This is a genomic window from Bradyrhizobium sp. MI1.4 (assembly GCF_055811315.1).
Genome location: NZ_JBVVPP010000063.1, coordinates 1 through 18,730, shown reverse-complemented (window position 1 = coordinate 18,730; position 18,730 = coordinate 1). Strand labels below are relative to the sequence as shown.

Here is an 18,730-nt window from a genome sequence, read left to right as displayed (position 1 = left end):
AAACGCGTAAAAAGAGTACTTCAGCGAAGGCTTCCCATAAGGACGCCAAGAAAGTCGCCGCGGCCAGCCGTAGCGCATCCAAGGGTCGGACCGCGACGAAGGCGCCGGCTGCAAAGTCCTCGAAGAACAAAAGAAGCGCAATGCCTAACAAGACTGCCAAGCCGGCCGCGAAAGCGACCGTTGCCAAGCCTGTTGCCGCCAAGCCCGCCGCCAAGCCCGCTGTTGCCAAGGCTCCCGCTGCCAAGCCCGCCGCAAAGGCTCCTGTTGCTGCTGCTCCTGCCAAGGCCCCTGTTGCTGCCGCCAAGCCGGCCATGAAGCCCGCGGCTGTTGCGCCGAAGGTCGAGGAAAAGAAGGTTGTGACCCAGCGTCAGGGCTTCAAGGCCAACGAATTCGTCGTCTATCCCGCTCACGGCGTCGGCCAGATTCTGGCCATCGAGGAGCAGGAGATCGCCGGCGCGAAGCTCGAGCTGTTCGTCATCAACTTCATCAAGGACAAGATGACGCTGCGCGTGCCGACCGCCAAGGTCGCCAATGTCGGCATGCGCAAGCTCTCCGACCCCGCGCTGGTGAAGCGTGCGCTCGAGACCCTCAAGGGCCGTGCCCGCGTCAAGCGCACCATGTGGTCGCGCCGCGCCCAGGAATACGAAGCGAAGATCAATTCGGGCGACATCGTCGCTATCGCGGAAGTCGTGCGCGACCTCTATCGCTCCGAGTCGCAGCCCGAGCAGTCCTACAGCGAACGCCAGCTCTATGAAGCAGCGCTCGACCGTCTCTCCCGCGAGATCGCGGTGGTGCAGCACTCGACCGAGACCGAAGCGGTCAAGGAGATCGAGGCCCAGCTCGCCAAGAGCCCGCGCCGCACTGGCGCCAAGTCCGAAGCCGCCGAAGGCGAGGCCGATGCGGACGCCGAGGGCGATAGCGACGAGACCGAGGGCGGCGCCACGGTCGCCGACGAGGCCGCGTAAGCGTCTCGCGCGTCGAACGCAACAGATCAAAGCCCGGTCTTACGGCCGGGCTTTTTGTTTTGGAGACGCTGACCGCCCCGGTTCGGGGACGTCAGCGGGCGGAATTGCTTTGAGCCTATGCGGTCCTGAGCAGGATCAAACCCGCGATGCGCTTCCCGAAGCGCCGCGCCCGGTCTCGCGGTCGTCTCCGCGCGCGTCAGTCGCAACCGTCGACCACCAGGCGCCCAACGCATCGATCAACGGCACCAAGGTGTGGCCGGCGGCGGTCAGATCGTACTCGACCCTCAACGGGTATCCGTCGAATTCCGTGCGAGTCACGATACCGGCGTCCTCCAGCTTGCGAAGCTCGAGGGCGAGCATCCTGTGCGAGATGGTCGGATTGTCCCGACGCAAGTCGCTGAACCGTTTGGTGCCCTGTTTCAAATAGTAGATCAGAAGCGTAGGCCACCGGCCGCTCAGGATCTGCATCACTTCCTCGATGGGACATCTCGAAACGAGATCTTTCATCGGCGGGCTCCAGGTTACAAAAATGTTCGCAATTTACTTGATGGAGCGAGCGACTAGGGTTCGGGACCGCTGCGCAGCGTGATCATCAGAAATCACGGAGAATAGATCGATGGATCCAATCCTACTTTACGGCTTCCCGATGGGAAGCTCCATGGGACTCGTTGCAGCTCTTGAATGGTTTGGCAGGCCATATCGCCTGTGTCGCGTCGACATGCTGGGCGAGATGCTGAGCCCGTCATACGCCAGGATCAATCCGCGACACGAGACGCCTGCACTTATAACGGACCAGGGCGATGTGCTGACGGAAACCATGGCGATCGCGGCTTGGCTCGAAGCCAGGGATACCGAACGGCGCATCAGCTTTGATCCGTTGTCGCCGCAAGCCGATCGCATGCACCAGCTGATGGCGTTCGTGAATACCGGCTTTACCGGCGCCTTCGCGCCGCTTTGGGTCGCAATGGAAGGCGTGGCGATGGACGACGCCATGCGTTCGGCCTTGCGGGAGTTCGGAAGGAGAAAGGTGATCGAACGTCACGACAAGCTCGAAGGCATGATCGAGCCGGCAAGGTTCCTGCTCGCCGACCGGCCGACCCTCGCGGACGCCTTGCTGGCAGGTGTGGCGCGCTGGCTCGACTTCCACGCTGTCGCGGACAGGAGCCGCTGGCCAAAGCTGGCCGCGCTGCGCCAACAACTCGAGGCCGATCCCGGGGTCATCTACGCCACCGCCGTGGAGAGCGGCAGCAATGATCCGGGAACAGGATCCTGCGCAGGCCACACCGCCCTGGCCGACGTCATCGCGCGATATGGCAAGCAAGCCTAACCAGTGGAGAGGAGGAGCGGCTTCGATCCGCTCCTCCTCACTTCACCGGCCGCTTCTCGAGCTTCCGCGCCAGCGTCCGCCGATGCATCCCGAGCCGCCTTGCGGCTTCCGAGATGTTGAAATCGGTTTCGATCAGGGTCTGGTGGATGCGTTCCCACTCCAGCGTCTTAATCGATGTCGGCCGGGCGTCGAGCGCGACCTCGGCATTGCCTGCGGCCTTGTTGAAGGCGGCCTCGATGTCGTCGGTGTTCGACGGCTTTGCCAGATAGTGGCATGCGCCGAGCTTGATGGCCTCGACGGCGGTGGAGATGCTGGCAAAGCCCGTCAGCACCACGATCAGCATCTCCGGATCGTGCGTGTGCAAGAGCTCCACGCAGGCCAGTCCCGAGGCGCCGCCGAGCTTGAGGTCGACGACGGCATAGCCAAACGATCGCTCCTCCAGGACTTTCCGCACATCCTCGATCGAGGCGGCGAGCACGACCTCGTAGTCGCGGCGCTCGAACGAACGCTTCAGGGTGCGGGCGAAGCCGGCATCGTCCTCGACGACGACGAGCGAACGATCAGGCGTCAAAGCTGCCTCCGATCGCGAGCGTTGCGAGCGGCAGCGTGAGGCGGACCGTAGCGCCGCGCTTCCTGTGGTTCTCGGCGGTCACGCTGCCCCCTAACTTGCGCACCACGTTCACCACCAGGAACAGGCCGAGCCCGCCGCCGGCGCGGCCCTTGCTCGATTGATAGGGCTTTCCGAGCTGTGCCAGCATCTCCGGCGCAAAGCCGGGGCCGCGATCGCTGATCGACAGCACGAGATGATCGCCCTCGCGCCCGGCAACGAGCTCGACCCAGTCGCGCGAGACCTCGTAGGCGTTGTCGAGCACGTTGAAGATCACCTGCTTCAGCGCGACGTCCGAGACGATTGCGACGTCTTCGCCGAAAGTGTTGACGAAATACAACGTGCGCGCCGAGCGCGCGTCGCGCCACTCTTCCACGAGCGCGGTGACGAAAGCCGCCACCGTCGTCGGCGACGATCCCTCGCCGCGGGCTTCGCCCGCCGACACCAGAATGCCTGTCACGATCGACTTGCAGCGTTGCAGCGAGGTCTCCATCTCCTCGAGGTCCTCGGCCAGCTCCTGATCGGCGGCGAGGTCGGGCATGCGGCGCCAGTCGCCGAGGATGACCGAGAGCGAGGCGAGCGGCGTGCCGAGCTCGTGAGCCGCGCCGGAGGCGAGCAGGCCCATGCGCACGATATGATCCTGCTCGGCGGCATGCTGGCGCAGCGCCGCCAGATGCGCGTCGCGCTCGCGCAAATTCCTGTTGATGCGGGTGACGAACACCACCAGCAGCACGGCGTTGAGCACGAAGCCCAGCAGCATGCCGGCAACCGTGAGGGTGTAGGTCTCGCTCAGCGGGTTCGGCGGCAGATCGAGCGGTCGGTAGGCGACGGTCAGCCAGACGAAGCTCGCGCAGGTCAAGGCGACCAGCGACCAGGTCGAGCGGCCATCGAGCAGCACCGCGCCCAGCGTCACCTGGAGCAGGAACAGCGAGGTGAAGGGATTGGTGGCGCCGCCGCTGAGGTAAAGCTGCGCGGTCAGCGCGGCGACGTCCAGCATCAGGGCGACCAGCAACTCATTGTTGGTGATCGCGGCGCGATGGCGCACCCAGACCAGGCTGGAGATGTTGAGAAATATCAGGGCGCCGATTACCGCGCCCATGCGGGTGAGGGGCAGGGGAATGCCGAGCCACACATGCACGCCGCCGATGGTCACGATCTGGCCGACCACTGCGGTCCAGCGCAGCTGGATCAGCAGCGCCATGTTCTTGCGGTTGGTCTCGTCGTCGGTTGGCGCTGTGCCGATCAGCTCGCTGCGCGCGTCCGCCTGCGATTGCAGCGTGACGGCGCTGTGCGTTCTTCCGTTGTCAGGTGGGCTCGCCGATCGTTCCAGCATCTGATCCCGTCCTGCGGGCGACAGCATCGAGGCCGCCGGCCGCTTCGTGGGCGAAGCCGCTCCAGGGCTCCTTGCGGCGGAACAGCCCGCCGCCGAATGTGACGAAAAGTCTGCCGGCCAGCATGAACGCCAGAGCAAACCACGTCAGCGCGTAGATCAGGTGGTTATTGGGAAAGCTGATCACGGTCAATCCGCCGATTGGGCCGCTGCCGGATTGTGATCGAGCGTCGGCATCGATGAAAAAGGGCGCGACGTGGTCGAGGCCGCGTGCCGTCGCAATCGCTGCGACATCCCGCGAGTACCAGCGATTGTGCTCCGACACGTTGTTTCTGAGGAATCCGCCTTTTGGCTCCGTCACGCGCAACAGGCCGGTGATCTCGACCTGGCCTTGCGGGTTGCCGTCCCAGCGCGTCGACGCATCGCGCCGGTCGGACGGCACGAAGCCGCGGTTGACCAGGACCAGCGTGCCGTCGTCGCGCCTGAGCGGTGTCAGCACCCAATAGCCCGGGCCTTCTTCGGTGACGGCCTGAGCCAGGGTCTCGCGGTCATGCAGGAACCGGCCGGAGACGCTGACGTGTCTGTATTCGTCGTTTGCGGCGGAGACGGTCGGCCATGCCGCCGGGGAGGGGATCGGCTGGGCCGGGGCATGAACGCGCTGCTCGACGCGATCGATCAGCGCCAGCTTCCAGGCGCGGCGCTCGATCTGCCAGACGCCGAGCGCGATCAGAAGTCCAATGGCCGTGAGCGAGAGGATCGTGAGCCACAAGGGCGGGCGCGCTGCGTTGCTGCGCGTCCCGTTTGCCTCGCTCGTCACGGTCCGGGTCTCGTTCATTTCATCCCGGTCATCTGGTGGATCGGCATCATGTTGCTGTTGAGGTGGTTCATCACCCACAGCGAACCCGACAGGGCGATCACCACCATGACGATGGTGAAGATCAGCGCCATCATGCTCCAGCCGTTCTCTGACGTCGTGTTCATGTGCAGGAAGTAGATCATGTGCACGACGATCTGCACGACCGCGAAGGCCATGATCACCAGCGCGGTGATCTGCTTGCTCGGAAGCGCGCCGCTCATCACCAGCCAGAACGGGATCGCGGTGAGCACGACCGAGAGCACGAAGCCGAGCATATAGGTCGAGAACGAGCCGTGGGCATTGGCGTGGCTGTCGCCGTGATGATGATCGTCCGCGTGGGCGGCGTGAGTATCGGTGTTCATCGCAGAACTCCCAGGAGATAGACGAAGGTGAAGACGCCGATCCAGACCACGTCCAGGAAGTGCCAGAACATCGACAGGCACATCAGGCGGCGGCGATTGGCGTCGATCAGGCCGAACTTCCAGACCTGCACCATCAGGGTCACCAGCCAGATCAGGCCACAGCTGACGTGCAGGCCATGGGTGCCGACCAGGGTGAAGAAGGCGGACAGGAAAGCACTACGCTGCGGCGTCGCGCCCTCATGGATCATGTGGGCGAACTCGGACAGCTCGATGCCGATGAATGCGGCTCCGAACAGGCCGGTGATCGCCAGCCAGATCTGGGTCTGCGCGATCTTGTTCTGCTGCATCGTCAGCATGGCAAAACCATACGTGATCGACGACAGCAGTAGCATCGAGGTGTTGACCGCGACCAGCGGCAGCTCGAACAGATCCTTCGGCGCCGGGCCGGCGGCGTAATTGCCGCCGAGCACGCCGAAAGTGGCGAACAGGATCGCGAAGATGAGACAGTCGCTCATCAGATAGATCCAGAAGCCGAGCGAGGTGCTGTAGCCTTCCGGATGCGGGTGTTCGTCGGCGAGGTAGAAGACCGGCTCGCCGGTTTGCGTGGGATTGACAGCGACAGTCATTTACTTGGCTCCGGCGAGCAGCTTGGTGCGCGCGTCTTCGGCCCGGATGACGTCCTCGGCCGGAATATCGAAATCGCGGTGATAGTTGAAGGTGTGACCGATGCCGACGGCGAGCATCGCGATGAAGCTCGCGGCCGCCAGCCACCAGATGTACCAGATCAGGCCGAATCCCATCGCGGTGGCGAAGCCGGCGAGGATGATGCCGGTGCCGGTGCTGCTCGGCATGTGGATCGGCTTGAACCCGGTGAGCGGGCGCTGATAACCGCGCTTCTTCATGTCCCACCACGCGTCGTTGTCGTGAGCGACGGGGGTGAAGGCGAAGTTGTAGGCCGGCGGCGGCGAGGAGGTCGCCCATTCCAGCGTGCGCGCGTCCCAGGGATCGCCGGTGACGTCCTTGAGCTGCTCGCGCCTGAGGAAGCTGACGGCGAACTGCATCAGCATCGAGAGGATGCCAAGGAAGACCAGGAAGGCGCCAATGCCGGCGACGATGAACCAGATCTGCAGGCTCGGGTCGTCGAACACACGGAGCCGGCGGGTCACGCCCATCAGTCCGAGCACATAGAGCGGCATGAAAGCGAGGTAGAAGCCCGTGACCCAGAACCAGAACGACAGCTTGCCCCAGAACGGGTCGAGCTTGAAGCCGAACGCCTTCGGGAACCAGTAGCCGATACCGGCGAACGCGCCGAACACGACGCCGCCGATGATTACGTTGTGGAAGTGCGCGATCAGGAACAGGCTGTTGTGCAGGACGAAGTCGGCCGGCGGCACCGCGAGCAGCACGCCGGTCATGCCGCCGAGCACGAAGGTCAGCATGAACGCGATCGTCCACATCATCGGCAGCTCGAAGCGGATGCGGCCGCGATACATCGTGAATAGCCAGTTGAACATCTTCGCGCCCGTCGGGATCGAGATGATCATCGTGGTGATGCCGAAGAAGGAGTTGACGCTGGCGCCCGACCCCATCGTGAAGAAGTGGTGCAGCCAGACCAGGTACGACAGGATGGTGATGACCACCGTGGCGTAGACCATCGAGGTGTAGCCGAACAGCCGCTTGCCCGAGAAGGTCGAGGTCACTTCCGAGAAGATGCCGAAGGCGGGGAGAACCAGGATGTAGACCTCGGGATGACCCCAGATCCAGATCAGGTTCACGTACATCATCGGGCTGCCGCCGAAATCGTTCGTGAAGAAGTTGGTGCCGACGTAGCGATCGAGCGAGAGCAGCGCGAGCACGACGGTCAGAACCGGGAAGGAAGCGACGATCAGCACGTTGGTGCAGAGCGCGGTCCAGGTGAACACCGGCATCCGCATCATGGTCATGCCGGGGCACCGCAGCTTGACGATGGTGCAGATCAGGTTGATGCCGGACAGTGTCGTTCCGACGCCCGCGACCTGTAGCCCCCATATGTAATAGTCGACGCCGACATCCGGACTGTAGCCGATGTTCGACAGCGGCGGATAAGCGAGCCAGCCGGTGCGGGCGAATTCGCCGATGAACAGCGAGGCCATCACCAGCACCGCGCCGCCGACCGTCATCCAGAAGCTGAAATTGTTCAGGAACGGGAACGACACGTCGCGCGCGCCGATCTGGAGCGGCACGACGAAGTTCATCAGGCCGGTGACCAGCGGCATCGCCACGAAGAAGATCATGATCACGCCGTGGGCGGTGAAGACCTGGTCGTAGTGATGGGCGTTGAGATAGCCCTCCGAGCCGCCGAAGGCGAGCGCCTGCTGCAACCGCATCATCAGCGCGTCGGCGAAGCCGCGCAGCAGCATCACGATGCCGAGGATCATGTACATGATGCCGATGCGCTTGTGGTCGACGCTGGTGAACCACTCGCTCCAGAGATAACCCCAGACGCGGAAATAGGTCAGGCCGGCGAGCATGATGAGGCCGCCGGTCGCCACCACGGCAAACGTGCCGACGACGATCGGCTCGTGCAGCGGCAGCGATTCGAAGGTGAGCCGGCCGAAGATGAGCTTGAGAAGATCAGGAGACATGCGGGATCTCTTTACGAATCTGACTTCGGACGTTGTCCGAGGAAGAAGGACGAGGACTTCAGCGGCGTGAAACTCGGCCGCTTCAGGCCGGCGCCGAGCAGCGGCGCGGTGTCGACAGGTGCCGTGATGGAAGCGGTGGTCCTGCCCTGCGGCGCATCGGGCGTGCAGGTGCCGGCGACGAAAGTCGGCTCCGGCCCAAGCGCGGTGCCGCGGCGGGCGTACTTGTCGTAGGCCAGCGGCAGGGTGTTGTTCAGGCCCTCATGGCCGAGGCCGCCCTTGGCGTCGATCGCCATCATCTCGCTCTGGCACATCTTGCCGGTCTCGACGCACATGTTGAGGATCAGGCGGTAGAGATCGGAATCCACGGTACCGTAGCGCCGCACCGGCTCGTTCTGGCTGGGCTTTTCGAGCTGGAGATATTCGGCGCGGCCGAGCGAGCCGCCGCCGGACTTGGCGCTGGCGATCCAGGCGTCAAAGCCCTTGTCGTCGAGACCCTGGAAGTTGAAGTGCATGCCGGAGAAGCCGGCCCCGCTGTAGTTCGCCGAAAAGCCCCGATAGCTGCCGGCGTGGTTCACGACGGCGTGGAGCTTGGTCTCCATGCCCGGCATTGCGTAGATCTGGCCGGCCAGCGCGGGGATGTAGAACGAGTTCATCACCGAGGACGCGGTGATGCGGAAGTTGATCGGACGATCGACGGGAGCTGCCAGATCGTTGACGGTGGCGATGCCGTAATCCGGATAGATAAAGAGCCACTTCCAGTCGAGCGCGACGACGTCGACCTCGAGCGGGGCCTTGGACTGGTCGACTGCGCGGTCGGCATGGATGCGGCCGAGCGTGCGATAGGGGTCGAGCAGGTGCGTGCCCATCCAGGTCAGCGCGCCAAGGCAAACAATGATCAGAAGCGGCGCCGACCAGATCACCAGCTCGAGGCTGGTCGAGTGGTCCCATTCCGGCTCGTAGCGGGCGTCGGTGTTGGACTGCCGGTAGCGCCAGGCGAACAGCACCGTCAGGGCCATCACGGGGACGACAATCAGGAGCATCAGGACGGTGGAGATGATGACAAGGTCGCGCTGCTGCGCCGCGATATCGCCGGCCGGCGCCAGCACGACGTAGTTGCAGCCACTTAGCATAACCGCCAAGGGTAGCATCGCCAGGATCTTGAAACGGGACACGGGCCGAGCCTTATGAGAATGAGTTTCTTTTGCGGGGCCAAGGGGTAGCTGCGGCGCAGCAATCCCAACATTGGACAATTTGTCCAATGTTGCAGTGCGGGATGTTGCGCCAGACAGGATTCGATTGCCTGGCGCCTCGCCGGGCAGTCGGCTTTGGTTTCAGAACGTTAAGGGCGCGCGAATGGCGATGGCACAGACCCCCGCAATGGCAGACCACTCGGGCGAGCACGGCCACGACCAGGCCAGTCCCGGCGAGATCGCCATCGGCGTGATCATCGGCCGCACCTCGGAATTCTTCGACTTCTTCGTTTTCGCGATCGCCTCGGTGATCGTGTTCCCGCGCCTGGTCTTCCCGTTCACGAGCGAACTGACCGGCACCCTCTATTCCTTCATGATCTTCGCGCTGGCCTTCATGGCGCGGCCGATCGGCACCGTCATTTTCATGACGGTCGACCGCGAGTACGGCAAGACGGCCAAGCTGATCTCGGCGCTGTTCCTGCTCGGCACCGCCACCGTCGCGATCGCGTTCCTGCCCGGCTATCACGAGATCGGCGCTGCCGCGATCTGGCTGCTGGCGCTGGCGCGCATCGCACAGGGTCTGGCCTGGGGCGGCGCCTGGGACGGCATGGCCTCGCTGCTGGCGCTGAACGCGCCGCCTTCAAAGCGCGGCTGGTACGCGATGGTGCCGCAGCTTGGTGCGCCGCTTGGTCTGATCGTGGCGAGCGGGCTGTTCGCCTATTTCGCCGGGAATCTGTCGGCCGACGATTTCTTCGATTGGGGCTGGCGCTATCCGTTCTTCGTCGCCTTCGCCATCAACGTCGTAGCGCTGTTCGCGCGCCTGCGCATGGTGACGACGGAAGAATATGCCTCGCTGTTCGAGACCCGCGAATTGCAACCCTCGCGCATCTCCGAGACCGTGGCGCGCGAAGGCCAGAACATCATGCTCGGTGCGTTTGCGCCGCTGGCGAGCTTCGCGCTGTTCCACATGGTCACGGTGTTTCCGCTGTCCTGGGTGTTCCTGTTCACCCGCGAAAGCCCGGTGCGCTTCCTGATCATCGAGATCGTCGCCGCCGTGTTCGGCGTCGGCGCGATCGTGCTCTCCGGCGTCATCGCCGATCGCGTCGGCCGCAAGTCGCTGCTGATGGGATCGGCGATCGCGATCGCGATCTACAGCGGCTTTGCCCCGCAGCTGCTCGATGCCGGCGCGTTCGGCGAGACCATCTACATGGTGATCGGCTTCATCCTGCTCGGCCTCTCGTTCGGCCAGTCCTCGGGTGCGATCGCCTCGAACTTCAAGCAGGCGTATCGCTACACGGCCTCGGCGCTGACCTCCGACATGGCCTGGCTGTTCGGCGCAGGCTTTGCACCGCTGGTCGCTCTGTTGCTGGCGACCAATCTCGGCGTCATCGCCTCGGGTGCGTACCTGCTGTCAGGCGCGTTCTGGACCTTGCTCGCGCTCTGGCTCAGCGGCCAGCGCGAGGCCGGCGATATGGACGCGGGCGGTTAGGGCGTGAGCTGCAGCTACAAGCGAATGTCGTCCCGGCCTAGTGCGCAATTGCGCACGGGGGCCGGGACCCATACCGCGTGATCTATCGAACGCGGGTGTTCTTAATCCCGAACGACCAGCGCCCGCCAAATTGCTCCCTGGGGTTATGGGTCCCGGCCGACGCCGGGACGACAGCGGAGTTTGCGGAACCACCGCGCGTCAATCCGCCACGACCTTCACACGATCGCGCACCTTCACCTGCGCGTTGCGATCGAGCCCGTTGAGCACGCGAAAACGCTCGGCCGGGTGGTCGACGCCGGCCATGCGGTGGGAGAGCGATTCCACGGTGTCGCCAGGCTGTACGGTGATGACCTTGATGCGCAGCGGGCGCGCGGCCTGGATCTCGTCGAGCGTCAGGCGGCGGAATGAACCGACGGTCTCGCGCGCATTGCGCTCGCTCTCGGTCGACTTCTGCCGTGCCGCGAAGATGAAGCGGTAGACGTCGCTGCCGAAGCGCAGCGCATAGACCTTGAACTGCCACTGGTCGCCCTTGGCGGTGGCGGACGCAGCCGGAAAACCGTTGATGGTGATGTCCTCGGTGGAGGCCTTCTCGACGCCCTCCATCCAGCCGGAATTCAGGTAATCGCCCAGCGACTGTTCGGCCGGCACCCGCACGACGTCGAAGCGCATCGCCTGCGAGCCGCCGTCGCGCACGCCGATCACGGCCTGCGCGGTGTTGTCGAGCGTAAAATTGTCCGGCGCCTGGAAGGTGAAACCGAGCTTCGGATGCAGGAAGCGCCGGCCACGGACAAAACCTTCGCTGGGGTCTTCGCCGTAGACGAGATTGTCGATCGCGGCGAGATAGGTCTCGCGGTCGCGTTCGCCGCCCTCTGGCGCTGCGTATTGCCGCGCGATGGTCTGCGCGTTCTGCACGCGCTCGGGCGTTGCCGGATGCGACGAGGTGAAATCCTGCGCCCGCGGATCGAGCGAGGTCTTGCCGACCTTCAGCTCGGCATTGCGCTCCATCGCCGAGAGAAAGCGTGCAGCACCATAAGGATCGAAATGGGCCTTGGCGGAGATGCCGACGCCGACGCCGTCGGCCTCGAACTCCTGATTGCGCGAAAAGCTCGCCATGGTCAGCTTGGTCTTGGCGAGCGCCAGCGCGGTGAGATCGGGATCGTTGCTCATGTCGGTGACGACGCGGGTGACGATCGCGGCCTGGCGGGCCTGGTCCTCGCGCATCGCGGCGTGCTTGGACAGCACATGCGCCATCTCGTGGCTGAGCACGGAAGACAATTCCGACGTATCGCTCGCCAGCGCAAGAAGACCGCGCGTGACATAGAGCTGGCCGTTCGGCAGCGCGAAGGCGTTCACCGCGCCGGAATTGAGGATCGTGACCCTGTAACCCTGATCGGGGCGGTCGGACGCTGCGACCAGGCGGTCGACGGTCTTGGTGACGAGCGATTCGAGCCTGGGGTCGTCATATGTGCCGCCGTAGCTCGCCAGGATGCGCTCGTGCTCCTTTTCGGTGGCGGGGGTCTGCGCGACGGCCGGCTTCGGCTTGGGCATTGCGACGGTCGGGGGCGCCGCCGCGGTCTGGAACCGGCCCATATCGCCGCAACCGGCGAGGGCTGAACCCAGCACGAGGCATAGCGCAGCCGGCGCTGCCCGCAGGCGGCGGCGTTCACCTCGTCCGTGCCGTCCTAGCACCCCATTCACGTCGCTTAACCCGTGCCTGGCCCTTTTTAGGGCCTTACCCCTGTCGGCTCGTTTGCGCCCAGCAACTCGATTTGTCCCACGAGGCGTACATCGATACGCGGCCCCGTATTCCCCTCAGCCCAGCCCCTGACACGAATACGCTTATTTTCCAGAGACTTAAGGGCGATCCCGGCGCTTTCGAACGCGGGTATCATGCGCTTTGAAATAGTCACGGCGAAGCCGCGTGTCCAGTTTCGTCCGAAGTTGAGGTAGGTCATTGCCCCAGCTTGCCGGACCGACAGGACTTTGCCCTCGACCACCACAAAACGCCCGATCCCCGCCAAAATATCGTCCGGACTTTCCGCGTTTTTTATGGCCGACAGGTCAGCCCAGCTGCCCTTTTTTTGGCGCCTTGCCTCGGCCTCCGCCGCCATCAGGGCGGCCGCGCAGTCCTTATCGGCGATCTCGGCGGAGACGATGGCGTCGCCCTCGGCGAGGAGCGTCGCCTGCACGGAGATGTCGCTCTCGCCGACAAAGACCAGCGCGCCCTGGCGGCCATAGCGGTCGGGCGTGTCGTCGGCGCTGCGCAAAATAACGTCGCGACCGACGAGCAGCGTCGTCAGCGCCTGCTTCGTGGTTGCGGTCGGCTCGATGCCGGTCAAGCGGATTTCCCGGCCGTCATCGAGACGCAGACTGCGCGCATCGATCGCGGTGACGCGGCCTTCGCCCTGGGACTCGAACTGGCACGGCGTGGCGGACGCACCGCGAGCCGCGACCAGAAGACATGCGACGATGAGATGAAGCAGTCGCGTCACGTTGCCCGGAAAGGTTGCGTTGCGCTCCAACCATAACTCAAGCGCGGTGGGGCGCGAAGACTGTTTGTTCATACTCCGTCATTGCGAGCGCAGGGAAGCAATCCAGAGTCCCTCCGAGGAAAGATCCTGGATTGCTTCGCTGCGCTCGCAATGACGGCGGAGGCACTCTTCCGCATCTCGTCATTCCGCTTTGCGGAAAGCGCGTGTTGATCGTTCATCTGCATCGTCCCGTGCGCTTGCTGCGCTGTCGCGCATGCGGCATGATTGCGGTAACAGCAATAACCAAGCCGCCATCAGAGTACGGCGCGATAAGGGAGGTCTTTTCGATGAAGCATGTTTTGTCGGGCATTTTTGCCGCTGCGTTGGCGCTGAGCGCGAGCGCCGTGCAGGCCCAGGACAAGCCGCCACTGAAGATCGGCGGCATCCTCGACATGTCGAGCCTTTATGCCGACATCACCGGCCCCGGCAGCGAGACCGCGGCCAAGATGGCCGTGGAGGACTTTGGCGGTGAGGTGCTCGGCCGCAAGATCCAGGTGCTGGCTGCCGACCATCAGAACAAGGCCGATCTCTCCGCCAATATCGCCCGCGACATGCTCGACAATCAGGGCGTCGAAATGATCTATGACGTCGCGGCCTCCGCGACCGCGCTCGCCGCCGGCGAGATCGCGAAAGCGCGCAACAAGATCATCATGTTCAACGGCCCGGGCTCGATCCGCCTCACCAACGAGGCCTGCGGTCCCTATACCATTCACTACGTGTTCGACACCTACGGTCAGGCCAATGTGACCGGCCTTGCGGCCGTGAAGTCGGGCCTCGACACTTGGTACTTCCTCACCGCCGACTACGCCTTCGGCCAGGATCTGGAAAAGGACACCAGCGCCGTCGTGACCAAGACCGGCGGCAAGGTGCTCGGCAGCGTGCGCCATCCGCTCAACACGTCGGATTTCTCGTCGTTCCTGCTCCAGGCCCAAGCCTCGAAAGCCAAGGTGATCGGGCTTGCGAATGCCGGCGGCGACACCGTCAACGCCATCAAGCAGGCGGCCGAGTTCGGCATCACCAAGGGCGGCCAGAAGGTCTCGCCGCTGCTCGCCTTCGTGACCGATATCGACTCCATCGGACTCGAGACCGCGCAGGGCCTGTTGCTGGCGGAAGCCTTCTACTGGGATCTCAACGATGACACCCGCGCGTTCTCGAAGCGCTTCCAGGAGCGTATGAAGCGGCCGCCGACCTCGGCGCAAGCTGGTGTCTATTCGTCCGTGACTCACTATCTGAAAGCGGTGAAGGCAGCCGGCACGACCGACGCTGCGACGGTGATGAAAGTGATGAAGGAGACGCCGATCAACGACTTCTTCGCCAAGAACGGCAAGATCCGCGAGGACGGCCGCATGCTGCACGACATGTACCTGTTCGAGGTCAAGAAGCCGTCGGAATCCAAGGGCCGCTGGGACGACTACAAGCTGCTCGCCACCGTGCCCGGCAGCGAGGCGTTCCAGTCGCTGGAGCAGTCGCGCTGCCCGTTGGTGAAGAAATAAACACCGTCATTGCGAGGAACGAAGCGACGAAGCAATCCAGACTGTCTCCGCGGAAACATCTCTGGATTGCTTCGCTTCGCTCGCAATGACGAGCGTCGATAGACCGAAGCAAACAACAACAAGGGAGACGTCCCATGAGCAACGACATGGTCCTGCAGAAGCTCGAAGGCGGGCTGCTCACCATCACCATGAACCGGCCCGAGCGCAAGAACGCGCTCAACCCGGACATGGTGGCCGGGCTGGTCGTGGCGGCACGGCGCGCGGCGGATGATCCGGAGGTGCGCGCGGTCTTGTTCAAGGGCGCGGGCGGCTCCTTCTGCGTCGGCGGCGACGTCAAGTCGATGGCGGAGGGCCGGGCGCCGCTGCCGTTCGAAGTGAAAATGGCGAACCTGCGCCGCGGCATGGAAGTGTCGCGTATCCTGCACCAGATGCCAAAGCCCGTGGTGGCACAGCTCGATGGAGCTGCCGCCGGCGCGGGTCTGTCGATGGCGCTGTCGTGTGACCTCCGCGTCGCTTCCGAATCCTGCAAGATCACCACCGCCTTCGCAAAAGTCGGCTTCTCCGGCGATTACGGCGGCACCTATTTCCTCACCCAGCTGCTCGGCAGTGCGCGGGCGCGCGAGCTCTATCTGACCTCGCCGGTGCTGACCGCGAAGGAAGCACATGCGATCGGCATGGTGACCAAGGTTGTTCCCGACGCCGAGATCGATACGGCCGCGCACGAGCTCGCACTGTCGCTGGCGCAGGGCCCGTCGATCGCGCTTGGCTTCATCAAGCGCAACATCAACAATGCCGAGCATCTCGCGCTGGAGGATTGCTTCGACGGCGAGGCGATCCATCACACCCGCTGCAGCGATACCGAGGATCACAAGGAGGCCGCAAAGGCGTTCGTCGAGAAGCGCAAGCCGACCTTCAAGGGCGCATGACGATGGCGCCCTATATGCGGTTGCGGCAGATCTGCCTGGTCGCGCCGCAGCTCGCGCCCGTGATCGCGGATATCGCTGACATCATGGGCCTCGCTGTCTGCTACCGCGACGGCAACGTCGCGAAATACGGCCTGGAGAACGCGCTGCTGCCGGTCGACACGATCCTGCTGGAGGTGGTCGCGCCGTTCAAGGAGGGCACCACGGCCGGCCGCTTCATCGAGAAGAGCGGCGGCCGCGGCGGCTACATGGCGATCTTCTGCTGCAACGATCCCGACGAGCGCGGCCGTAACGCCAACGCTCTGGGCGTGCGCACCGCCAACGTGATCGACCACGCGCCCTATCACGGCGTGCAGCTCCATCCCCGCGACTGTCGCGCCGCCTTCATCGAGTTCAACCACACCGAAGGCAGCGACGACATTTTGGGGCCTTATCCGCCAGCGGGGCCAGACTGGCATAAATTCATCCGCAAGGACGTGACGCAGGCGTTGACGAGCGTGGAAATACAGAGCCCGGACCCGCAAGGGCTGGCCGAGCATTGGGGCAAGCTCATCGGCGTGGCGCCGAGTGGCGATGTCGAACTGAAGCTGACCAACGCGACCTTCCGGTTCGTGAAGGGCGCCAGCGAAATCATGAGCGCGCTGGAGTTTCAGGTGACAGATGTGGCCCAGGTGCTGCATGCCGCCAAGGCCAAGGGGCTCGCGGTGGCGGGCAATGAGTTTCTGCTGAGCGGCGTGACATTTCGGCTCGCTGCTTGACCACTTGCGCTAGTTCTCGTTGTGTCGTCAGGCCCGGCCATGACGGGGGTAGCGCCAGACCGACAATTGGAATCTGCACATGCCGCATCCGCTCGACAGCTTCTTTGCACCCGCCAGCATCGCGCTGATCGGTGCTTCGCGCGATCACGAGAAGATTCCGGGGCGCCTGCTGTCGATGTTGCGCAAGAACGAGTATCCCGGAAAAATCTATCCGGTGAACCCGAACTACGCCGAGATCGACGGCCTCATTTGCTACAAATCGATCACCGACATCGGCGCGCCGGTCGATCTCGCAATCATCCTCATCCCCGCCCGCGCGGTGCTCGCCGCGCTCGAACAATGCGCCGCCGCCGGCGTGAAGAACGCTGTTATCATCTCCTCCGGCTTCGCCGAGGAGGGCGGGGAGAGCGCGGCGATGCAGGACGCGATCGCGGCGCTGGCGAGGCGCACCGGCATGCGGATTTCCGGTCCGAATGCCGAAGGCTTTTTCAGCCAGAAGCAGCGCGTGGCGGCGACGTTCAGTCCCGCCGTGGACGTCAAGCCGAGCGTGGTGCCGCTGGTCGCCACGACGAAGCGGATCGGCATCGTGGCGCAGAGCGGCGGCATCGGCTTTGCGTATTATCACCGCGCCAGTGCGCTCGGCATTGCCGTGAGCTATGTCGTCAGTGCCGGCAACGAATCCGATCTCGGGGCCGGCGAGTTTCTGGATTACATGGTGCAGGACGCTTCAACGGACGTGATCCTGCTGTTCATCGAAGGCATTCGCGACGTCGACAAGTTTCTCGCGGCAGCGCGGCGCGCCGCCGAACTGAAAAAGCCTGTCATCGTCACGAAGGTCGGCCGCTCCGGCGCCGGGATGCGCGCGGCCGCCTCGCACACCGCGAGCATGGCCGGATGGTCGGCGGCCTACGACGCGGTGTTCGCCAAATATGGCTTCATCGTCTCCAACGATCTCGACGAGGCGCTGACGATCGCAGCTGTGCTTGCGACCAATCCGTTGCCGAAAGGCGATCGCGTCGCCGTGGTCACCGTCTCCGGCGGCGCCGGCATCTGGGGCGCCGATGCCGTGGCGCTGCAAGGCTTGCAGGTGCCGGAGCTCTCCGAAAAAGTCCAGGCGGAGATCAGCGCGCTGATGCCGTCCTACGGCACCGCGCGCAACCCGATCGACGTCACGGCGCAGGGCGTGACCTCGGGCGGCTTGCAAAAGAGCGTCGATGTGCTCACCGCGTCGGACGAGATCGACGCAATCCTGATCGTGCTGTCGCTGTCGAGCGACGTCCGGAAGCCCTTCAAGGAAGCCGAGCTGACGCCGGTGCTGGCCGCGCAGCACAAGCCGGTGGTGTTCTATTCCTACACGGTACCGTCCGATTTCGCGCGGCGCGAGCTTGCCAAATCCGGCGTCGTGGTGCTCTCCGGCCTCACTTATGTCGGCGTCGCGATGCGGCAGCTCGTCGATTATGCCACCTTCGAGCTGCGGAAGCCCGCGGACGGGGCGCAAGTCCCCGCGCGAGACATCTCAGCACAGCTGAAATCGCCTGCGCTCTCGGAAGCCGACAGCAAGACATTGCTCCGCGCCGCCGGCATCGCGCTGCCGGATGAAGTGCTGGTGAAGGACAAGGGCGAGCTCGATGATGCCGTCGCCCGCGTCGGCTTTCCGCTGGTGCTGAAGATCCAGTCGCCGGACATCGCGCACAAGAGCGAGGTCGGCGGCGTGCGCGTCAATATCACCACAAAGGGCGAAGCGTTTCTGGCGTTCGAGGCGCTGCTCAACAATGTGCGCCAGCACAGGCCTGAGGCGGCCATTCAGGGCGTGCTGGTCTGCCCGATGGCGAAGCAGGGTGTCGAGATCATCATCGGCACCATGACAGACGCGACGTTCGGGCCGATGGTGATGGTGGGCCTTGGCGGCATCACGACCGAATTGTTCCGCGACGTCGTCTACCGCCCGGCGCCGGTCAGCGCAGAAGAAGCCGGCACGATGCTGGCGCGCTTGAAAGCCGCGCCGCTGCTGACGGGATTTCGCGGGGCGGCGATGGCGGATGTTGCGGCGGTGTCGCAGTTGATCGCGGACATTTCCGTGCTTGCCGCGCAACATGCAGAGGAGATCGCGGAGATCGAGCTCAACCCGGTGCTGGTGCACGCGGAAGGGCAGGGCGTGACGATCGTGGACGCGCTGGTGGTGGGGCGGAGATCATCCCTCTCCCCTTGTGGGAGAAGGTGGCGCGAAGCGCCGGATGAGGGGTTGTCTCCGCAAGCCATTCTCTTGCGCTTGTGG

At 64.2% G+C, this 18,730-nt stretch carries 17 protein-coding genes; 7 read left to right on the top strand and 10 right to left on the bottom strand.

Annotated elements, in window-relative coordinates; translation table 11 throughout:
- Window positions 1-140 precede the first annotated feature (140 nt).
- Window positions 141-965 carry a CarD family transcriptional regulator gene (locus tag AC0L23_RS35465; RefSeq protein WP_085384092.1) on the top strand — a complete coding sequence of 275 codons (825 nt, stop codon included), beginning with the start codon at window positions 141-143 and terminating at the stop codon, window positions 963-965.
- A gap of 135 nt (window positions 966-1,100) precedes the next feature.
- Here the strand turns inward: AC0L23_RS35465 and AC0L23_RS35460 are convergent, their stop codons facing one another.
- Window positions 1,101-1,472: a winged helix-turn-helix transcriptional regulator gene (locus AC0L23_RS35460; protein WP_018452950.1), complete on the bottom strand. Its 372-nt coding sequence runs from the start codon at window positions 1,470-1,472 to the stop codon at window positions 1,101-1,103.
- Window positions 1,473-1,581: 109 nt separating this feature from the next.
- Between AC0L23_RS35460 and AC0L23_RS35455 the strand changes: the two genes are divergently transcribed.
- Window positions 1,582-2,292, top strand: coding sequence for a glutathione S-transferase family protein (locus AC0L23_RS35455; RefSeq protein ID WP_026232428.1), 711 nt, complete (start codon window positions 1,582-1,584; stop codon window positions 2,290-2,292).
- 37 nt (window positions 2,293-2,329) lie between these two features.
- Here the strand turns inward: AC0L23_RS35455 and AC0L23_RS35450 are convergent, their stop codons facing one another.
- From AC0L23_RS35450 to cyoA, 7 genes are read right to left on the bottom strand one after another with little or no spacing between them, the layout of a single operon-like run.
- Entirely contained in the window at window positions 2,330-2,863 is a 534-nt protein-coding gene (locus AC0L23_RS35450; protein WP_018452952.1) for a response regulator transcription factor, read from the bottom strand.
- Window positions 2,853-4,232: an ATP-binding protein gene (locus AC0L23_RS35445; protein WP_018452953.1), complete on the bottom strand. Its 1,380-nt coding sequence runs from the start codon at window positions 4,230-4,232 to the stop codon at window positions 2,853-2,855. Before AC0L23_RS35445 ends, AC0L23_RS35450 begins: the two co-directional genes overlap by 11 nt.
- Window positions 4,204-5,064 (bottom strand): SURF1 family protein, encoded by an 861-nt coding sequence (locus AC0L23_RS35440; protein WP_473358086.1) that lies wholly within the window; start codon window positions 5,062-5,064, stop codon window positions 4,204-4,206. Before AC0L23_RS35440 ends, AC0L23_RS35445 begins: the two co-directional genes overlap by 29 nt.
- Window positions 5,061-5,447: a cytochrome o ubiquinol oxidase subunit IV gene (cyoD, locus tag AC0L23_RS35435; protein WP_018452955.1), complete on the bottom strand. Its 387-nt coding sequence runs from the start codon at window positions 5,445-5,447 to the stop codon at window positions 5,061-5,063. Before cyoD ends, AC0L23_RS35440 begins: the two co-directional genes overlap by 4 nt.
- The gene (gene cyoC / locus AC0L23_RS35430; protein WP_085358837.1) at window positions 5,444-6,073 is read right to left on the bottom strand and encodes a cytochrome o ubiquinol oxidase subunit III; all 630 of its coding nucleotides are present in this window, start codon (window positions 6,071-6,073) and stop codon (window positions 5,444-5,446) included. The genes cyoD and cyoC overlap by 4 nt, the downstream gene beginning before the upstream one ends.
- Complete coding sequence (gene cyoB, locus AC0L23_RS35425) at window positions 6,074-8,071, bottom strand: cytochrome o ubiquinol oxidase subunit I (protein WP_018452957.1); 1,998 nt, start codon at window positions 8,069-8,071, stop codon at window positions 6,074-6,076.
- Between the two features lie 11 nt (window positions 8,072-8,082).
- Window positions 8,083-9,243 (bottom strand): ubiquinol oxidase subunit II, encoded by a 1,161-nt coding sequence (gene cyoA / locus AC0L23_RS35420; protein WP_026232429.1) that lies wholly within the window; start codon window positions 9,241-9,243, stop codon window positions 8,083-8,085.
- A 181-nt stretch (window positions 9,244-9,424) separates the two neighbouring features.
- Between cyoA and AC0L23_RS35415 the strand changes: the two genes are divergently transcribed.
- Window positions 9,425-10,750: an MFS transporter gene (locus AC0L23_RS35415; RefSeq protein ID WP_007604615.1), complete on the top strand. Its 1,326-nt coding sequence runs from the start codon at window positions 9,425-9,427 to the stop codon at window positions 10,748-10,750.
- Window positions 10,751-10,948: 198 nt separating this feature from the next.
- On the opposite strand, the gene AC0L23_RS35410 is transcribed toward AC0L23_RS35415, so the two are convergent.
- Together AC0L23_RS35410 and AC0L23_RS35405 are read right to left on the bottom strand one after the other, a co-directional pair.
- Window positions 10,949-12,340, bottom strand: a complete 1,392-nt coding sequence (locus AC0L23_RS35410) for a M48 family metalloprotease (RefSeq protein WP_018452960.1) — start codon at window positions 12,338-12,340, stop codon at window positions 10,949-10,951.
- A gap of 134 nt (window positions 12,341-12,474) precedes the next feature.
- Window positions 12,475-13,314 carry a thermonuclease family protein gene (locus AC0L23_RS35405; protein ID WP_018452961.1) on the bottom strand — a complete coding sequence of 280 codons (840 nt, stop codon included), beginning with the start codon at window positions 13,312-13,314 and terminating at the stop codon, window positions 12,475-12,477.
- Window positions 13,315-13,568: 254 nt separating this feature from the next.
- Between AC0L23_RS35405 and AC0L23_RS35400 the strand changes: the two genes are divergently transcribed.
- From AC0L23_RS35400 to AC0L23_RS35385, 4 genes are all read left to right on the top strand, one after another.
- On the top strand, window positions 13,569-14,774 hold the full coding sequence (locus AC0L23_RS35400) for an ABC transporter substrate-binding protein (protein ID WP_018452962.1): 1,206 nt from the start codon (window positions 13,569-13,571) through the stop codon (window positions 14,772-14,774).
- Window positions 14,775-14,908: 134 nt separating this feature from the next.
- Complete coding sequence (locus AC0L23_RS35395; protein ID WP_085351625.1) at window positions 14,909-15,700, top strand: enoyl-CoA hydratase; 792 nt, start codon at window positions 14,909-14,911, stop codon at window positions 15,698-15,700.
- A gap of 2 nt (window positions 15,701-15,702) precedes the next feature.
- Window positions 15,703-16,455 (top strand): VOC family protein, encoded by a 753-nt coding sequence (locus tag AC0L23_RS35390; RefSeq protein ID WP_026232430.1) that lies wholly within the window; start codon window positions 15,703-15,705, stop codon window positions 16,453-16,455.
- 79 nt (window positions 16,456-16,534) lie between these two features.
- On the top strand, window positions 16,535-18,730 hold a 2,196-nt coding region (locus tag AC0L23_RS35385; protein WP_473358085.1), incomplete at its 3' end, for an acetate--CoA ligase family protein.

What these genes read in the sequence shown, in the direction of transcription:
- cyoD (WP_018452955.1), bottom strand. Translation starts at nt 5,447, where the DNA reads ATGAACACCGATACTCACGCCGCCCACGCGGACGATCATCATCACGGC.
- AC0L23_RS35445 (WP_018452953.1), bottom strand. Translation starts at nt 4,232, where the DNA reads ATGCTGGAACGATCGGCGAGCCCACCTGACAACGGAAGAACGCACAGC.
- AC0L23_RS35455 (WP_026232428.1), top strand. Translation starts at nt 1,582, where the DNA reads ATGGATCCAATCCTACTTTACGGCTTCCCGATGGGAAGCTCCATGGGA.
- AC0L23_RS35405 (WP_018452961.1), bottom strand. Translation starts at nt 13,314, where the DNA reads ATGAACAAACAGTCTTCGCGCCCCACCGCGCTTGAGTTATGGTTGGAG.
- AC0L23_RS35400 (WP_018452962.1), top strand. Translation starts at nt 13,569, where the DNA reads ATGAAGCATGTTTTGTCGGGCATTTTTGCCGCTGCGTTGGCGCTGAGC.
- AC0L23_RS35465 (WP_085384092.1), top strand. Translation starts at nt 141, where the DNA reads ATGCCTAACAAGACTGCCAAGCCGGCCGCGAAAGCGACCGTTGCCAAG.
- AC0L23_RS35410 (WP_018452960.1), bottom strand. Translation starts at nt 12,340, where the DNA reads ATGGGCCGGTTCCAGACCGCGGCGGCGCCCCCGACCGTCGCAATGCCC.
- AC0L23_RS35390 (WP_026232430.1), top strand. Translation starts at nt 15,703, where the DNA reads ATGGCGCCCTATATGCGGTTGCGGCAGATCTGCCTGGTCGCGCCGCAG.
- AC0L23_RS35440 (WP_473358086.1), bottom strand. Translation starts at nt 5,064, where the DNA reads ATGAACGAGACCCGGACCGTGACGAGCGAGGCAAACGGGACGCGCAGC.
- cyoC (WP_085358837.1), bottom strand. Translation starts at nt 6,073, where the DNA reads ATGACTGTCGCTGTCAATCCCACGCAAACCGGCGAGCCGGTCTTCTAC.
- cyoB (WP_018452957.1), bottom strand. Translation starts at nt 8,071, where the DNA reads ATGTCTCCTGATCTTCTCAAGCTCATCTTCGGCCGGCTCACCTTCGAA.
- AC0L23_RS35415 (WP_007604615.1), top strand. Translation starts at nt 9,425, where the DNA reads ATGGCGATGGCACAGACCCCCGCAATGGCAGACCACTCGGGCGAGCAC.
- AC0L23_RS35395 (WP_085351625.1), top strand. Translation starts at nt 14,909, where the DNA reads ATGAGCAACGACATGGTCCTGCAGAAGCTCGAAGGCGGGCTGCTCACC.
- AC0L23_RS35460 (WP_018452950.1), bottom strand. Translation starts at nt 1,472, where the DNA reads ATGAAAGATCTCGTTTCGAGATGTCCCATCGAGGAAGTGATGCAGATC.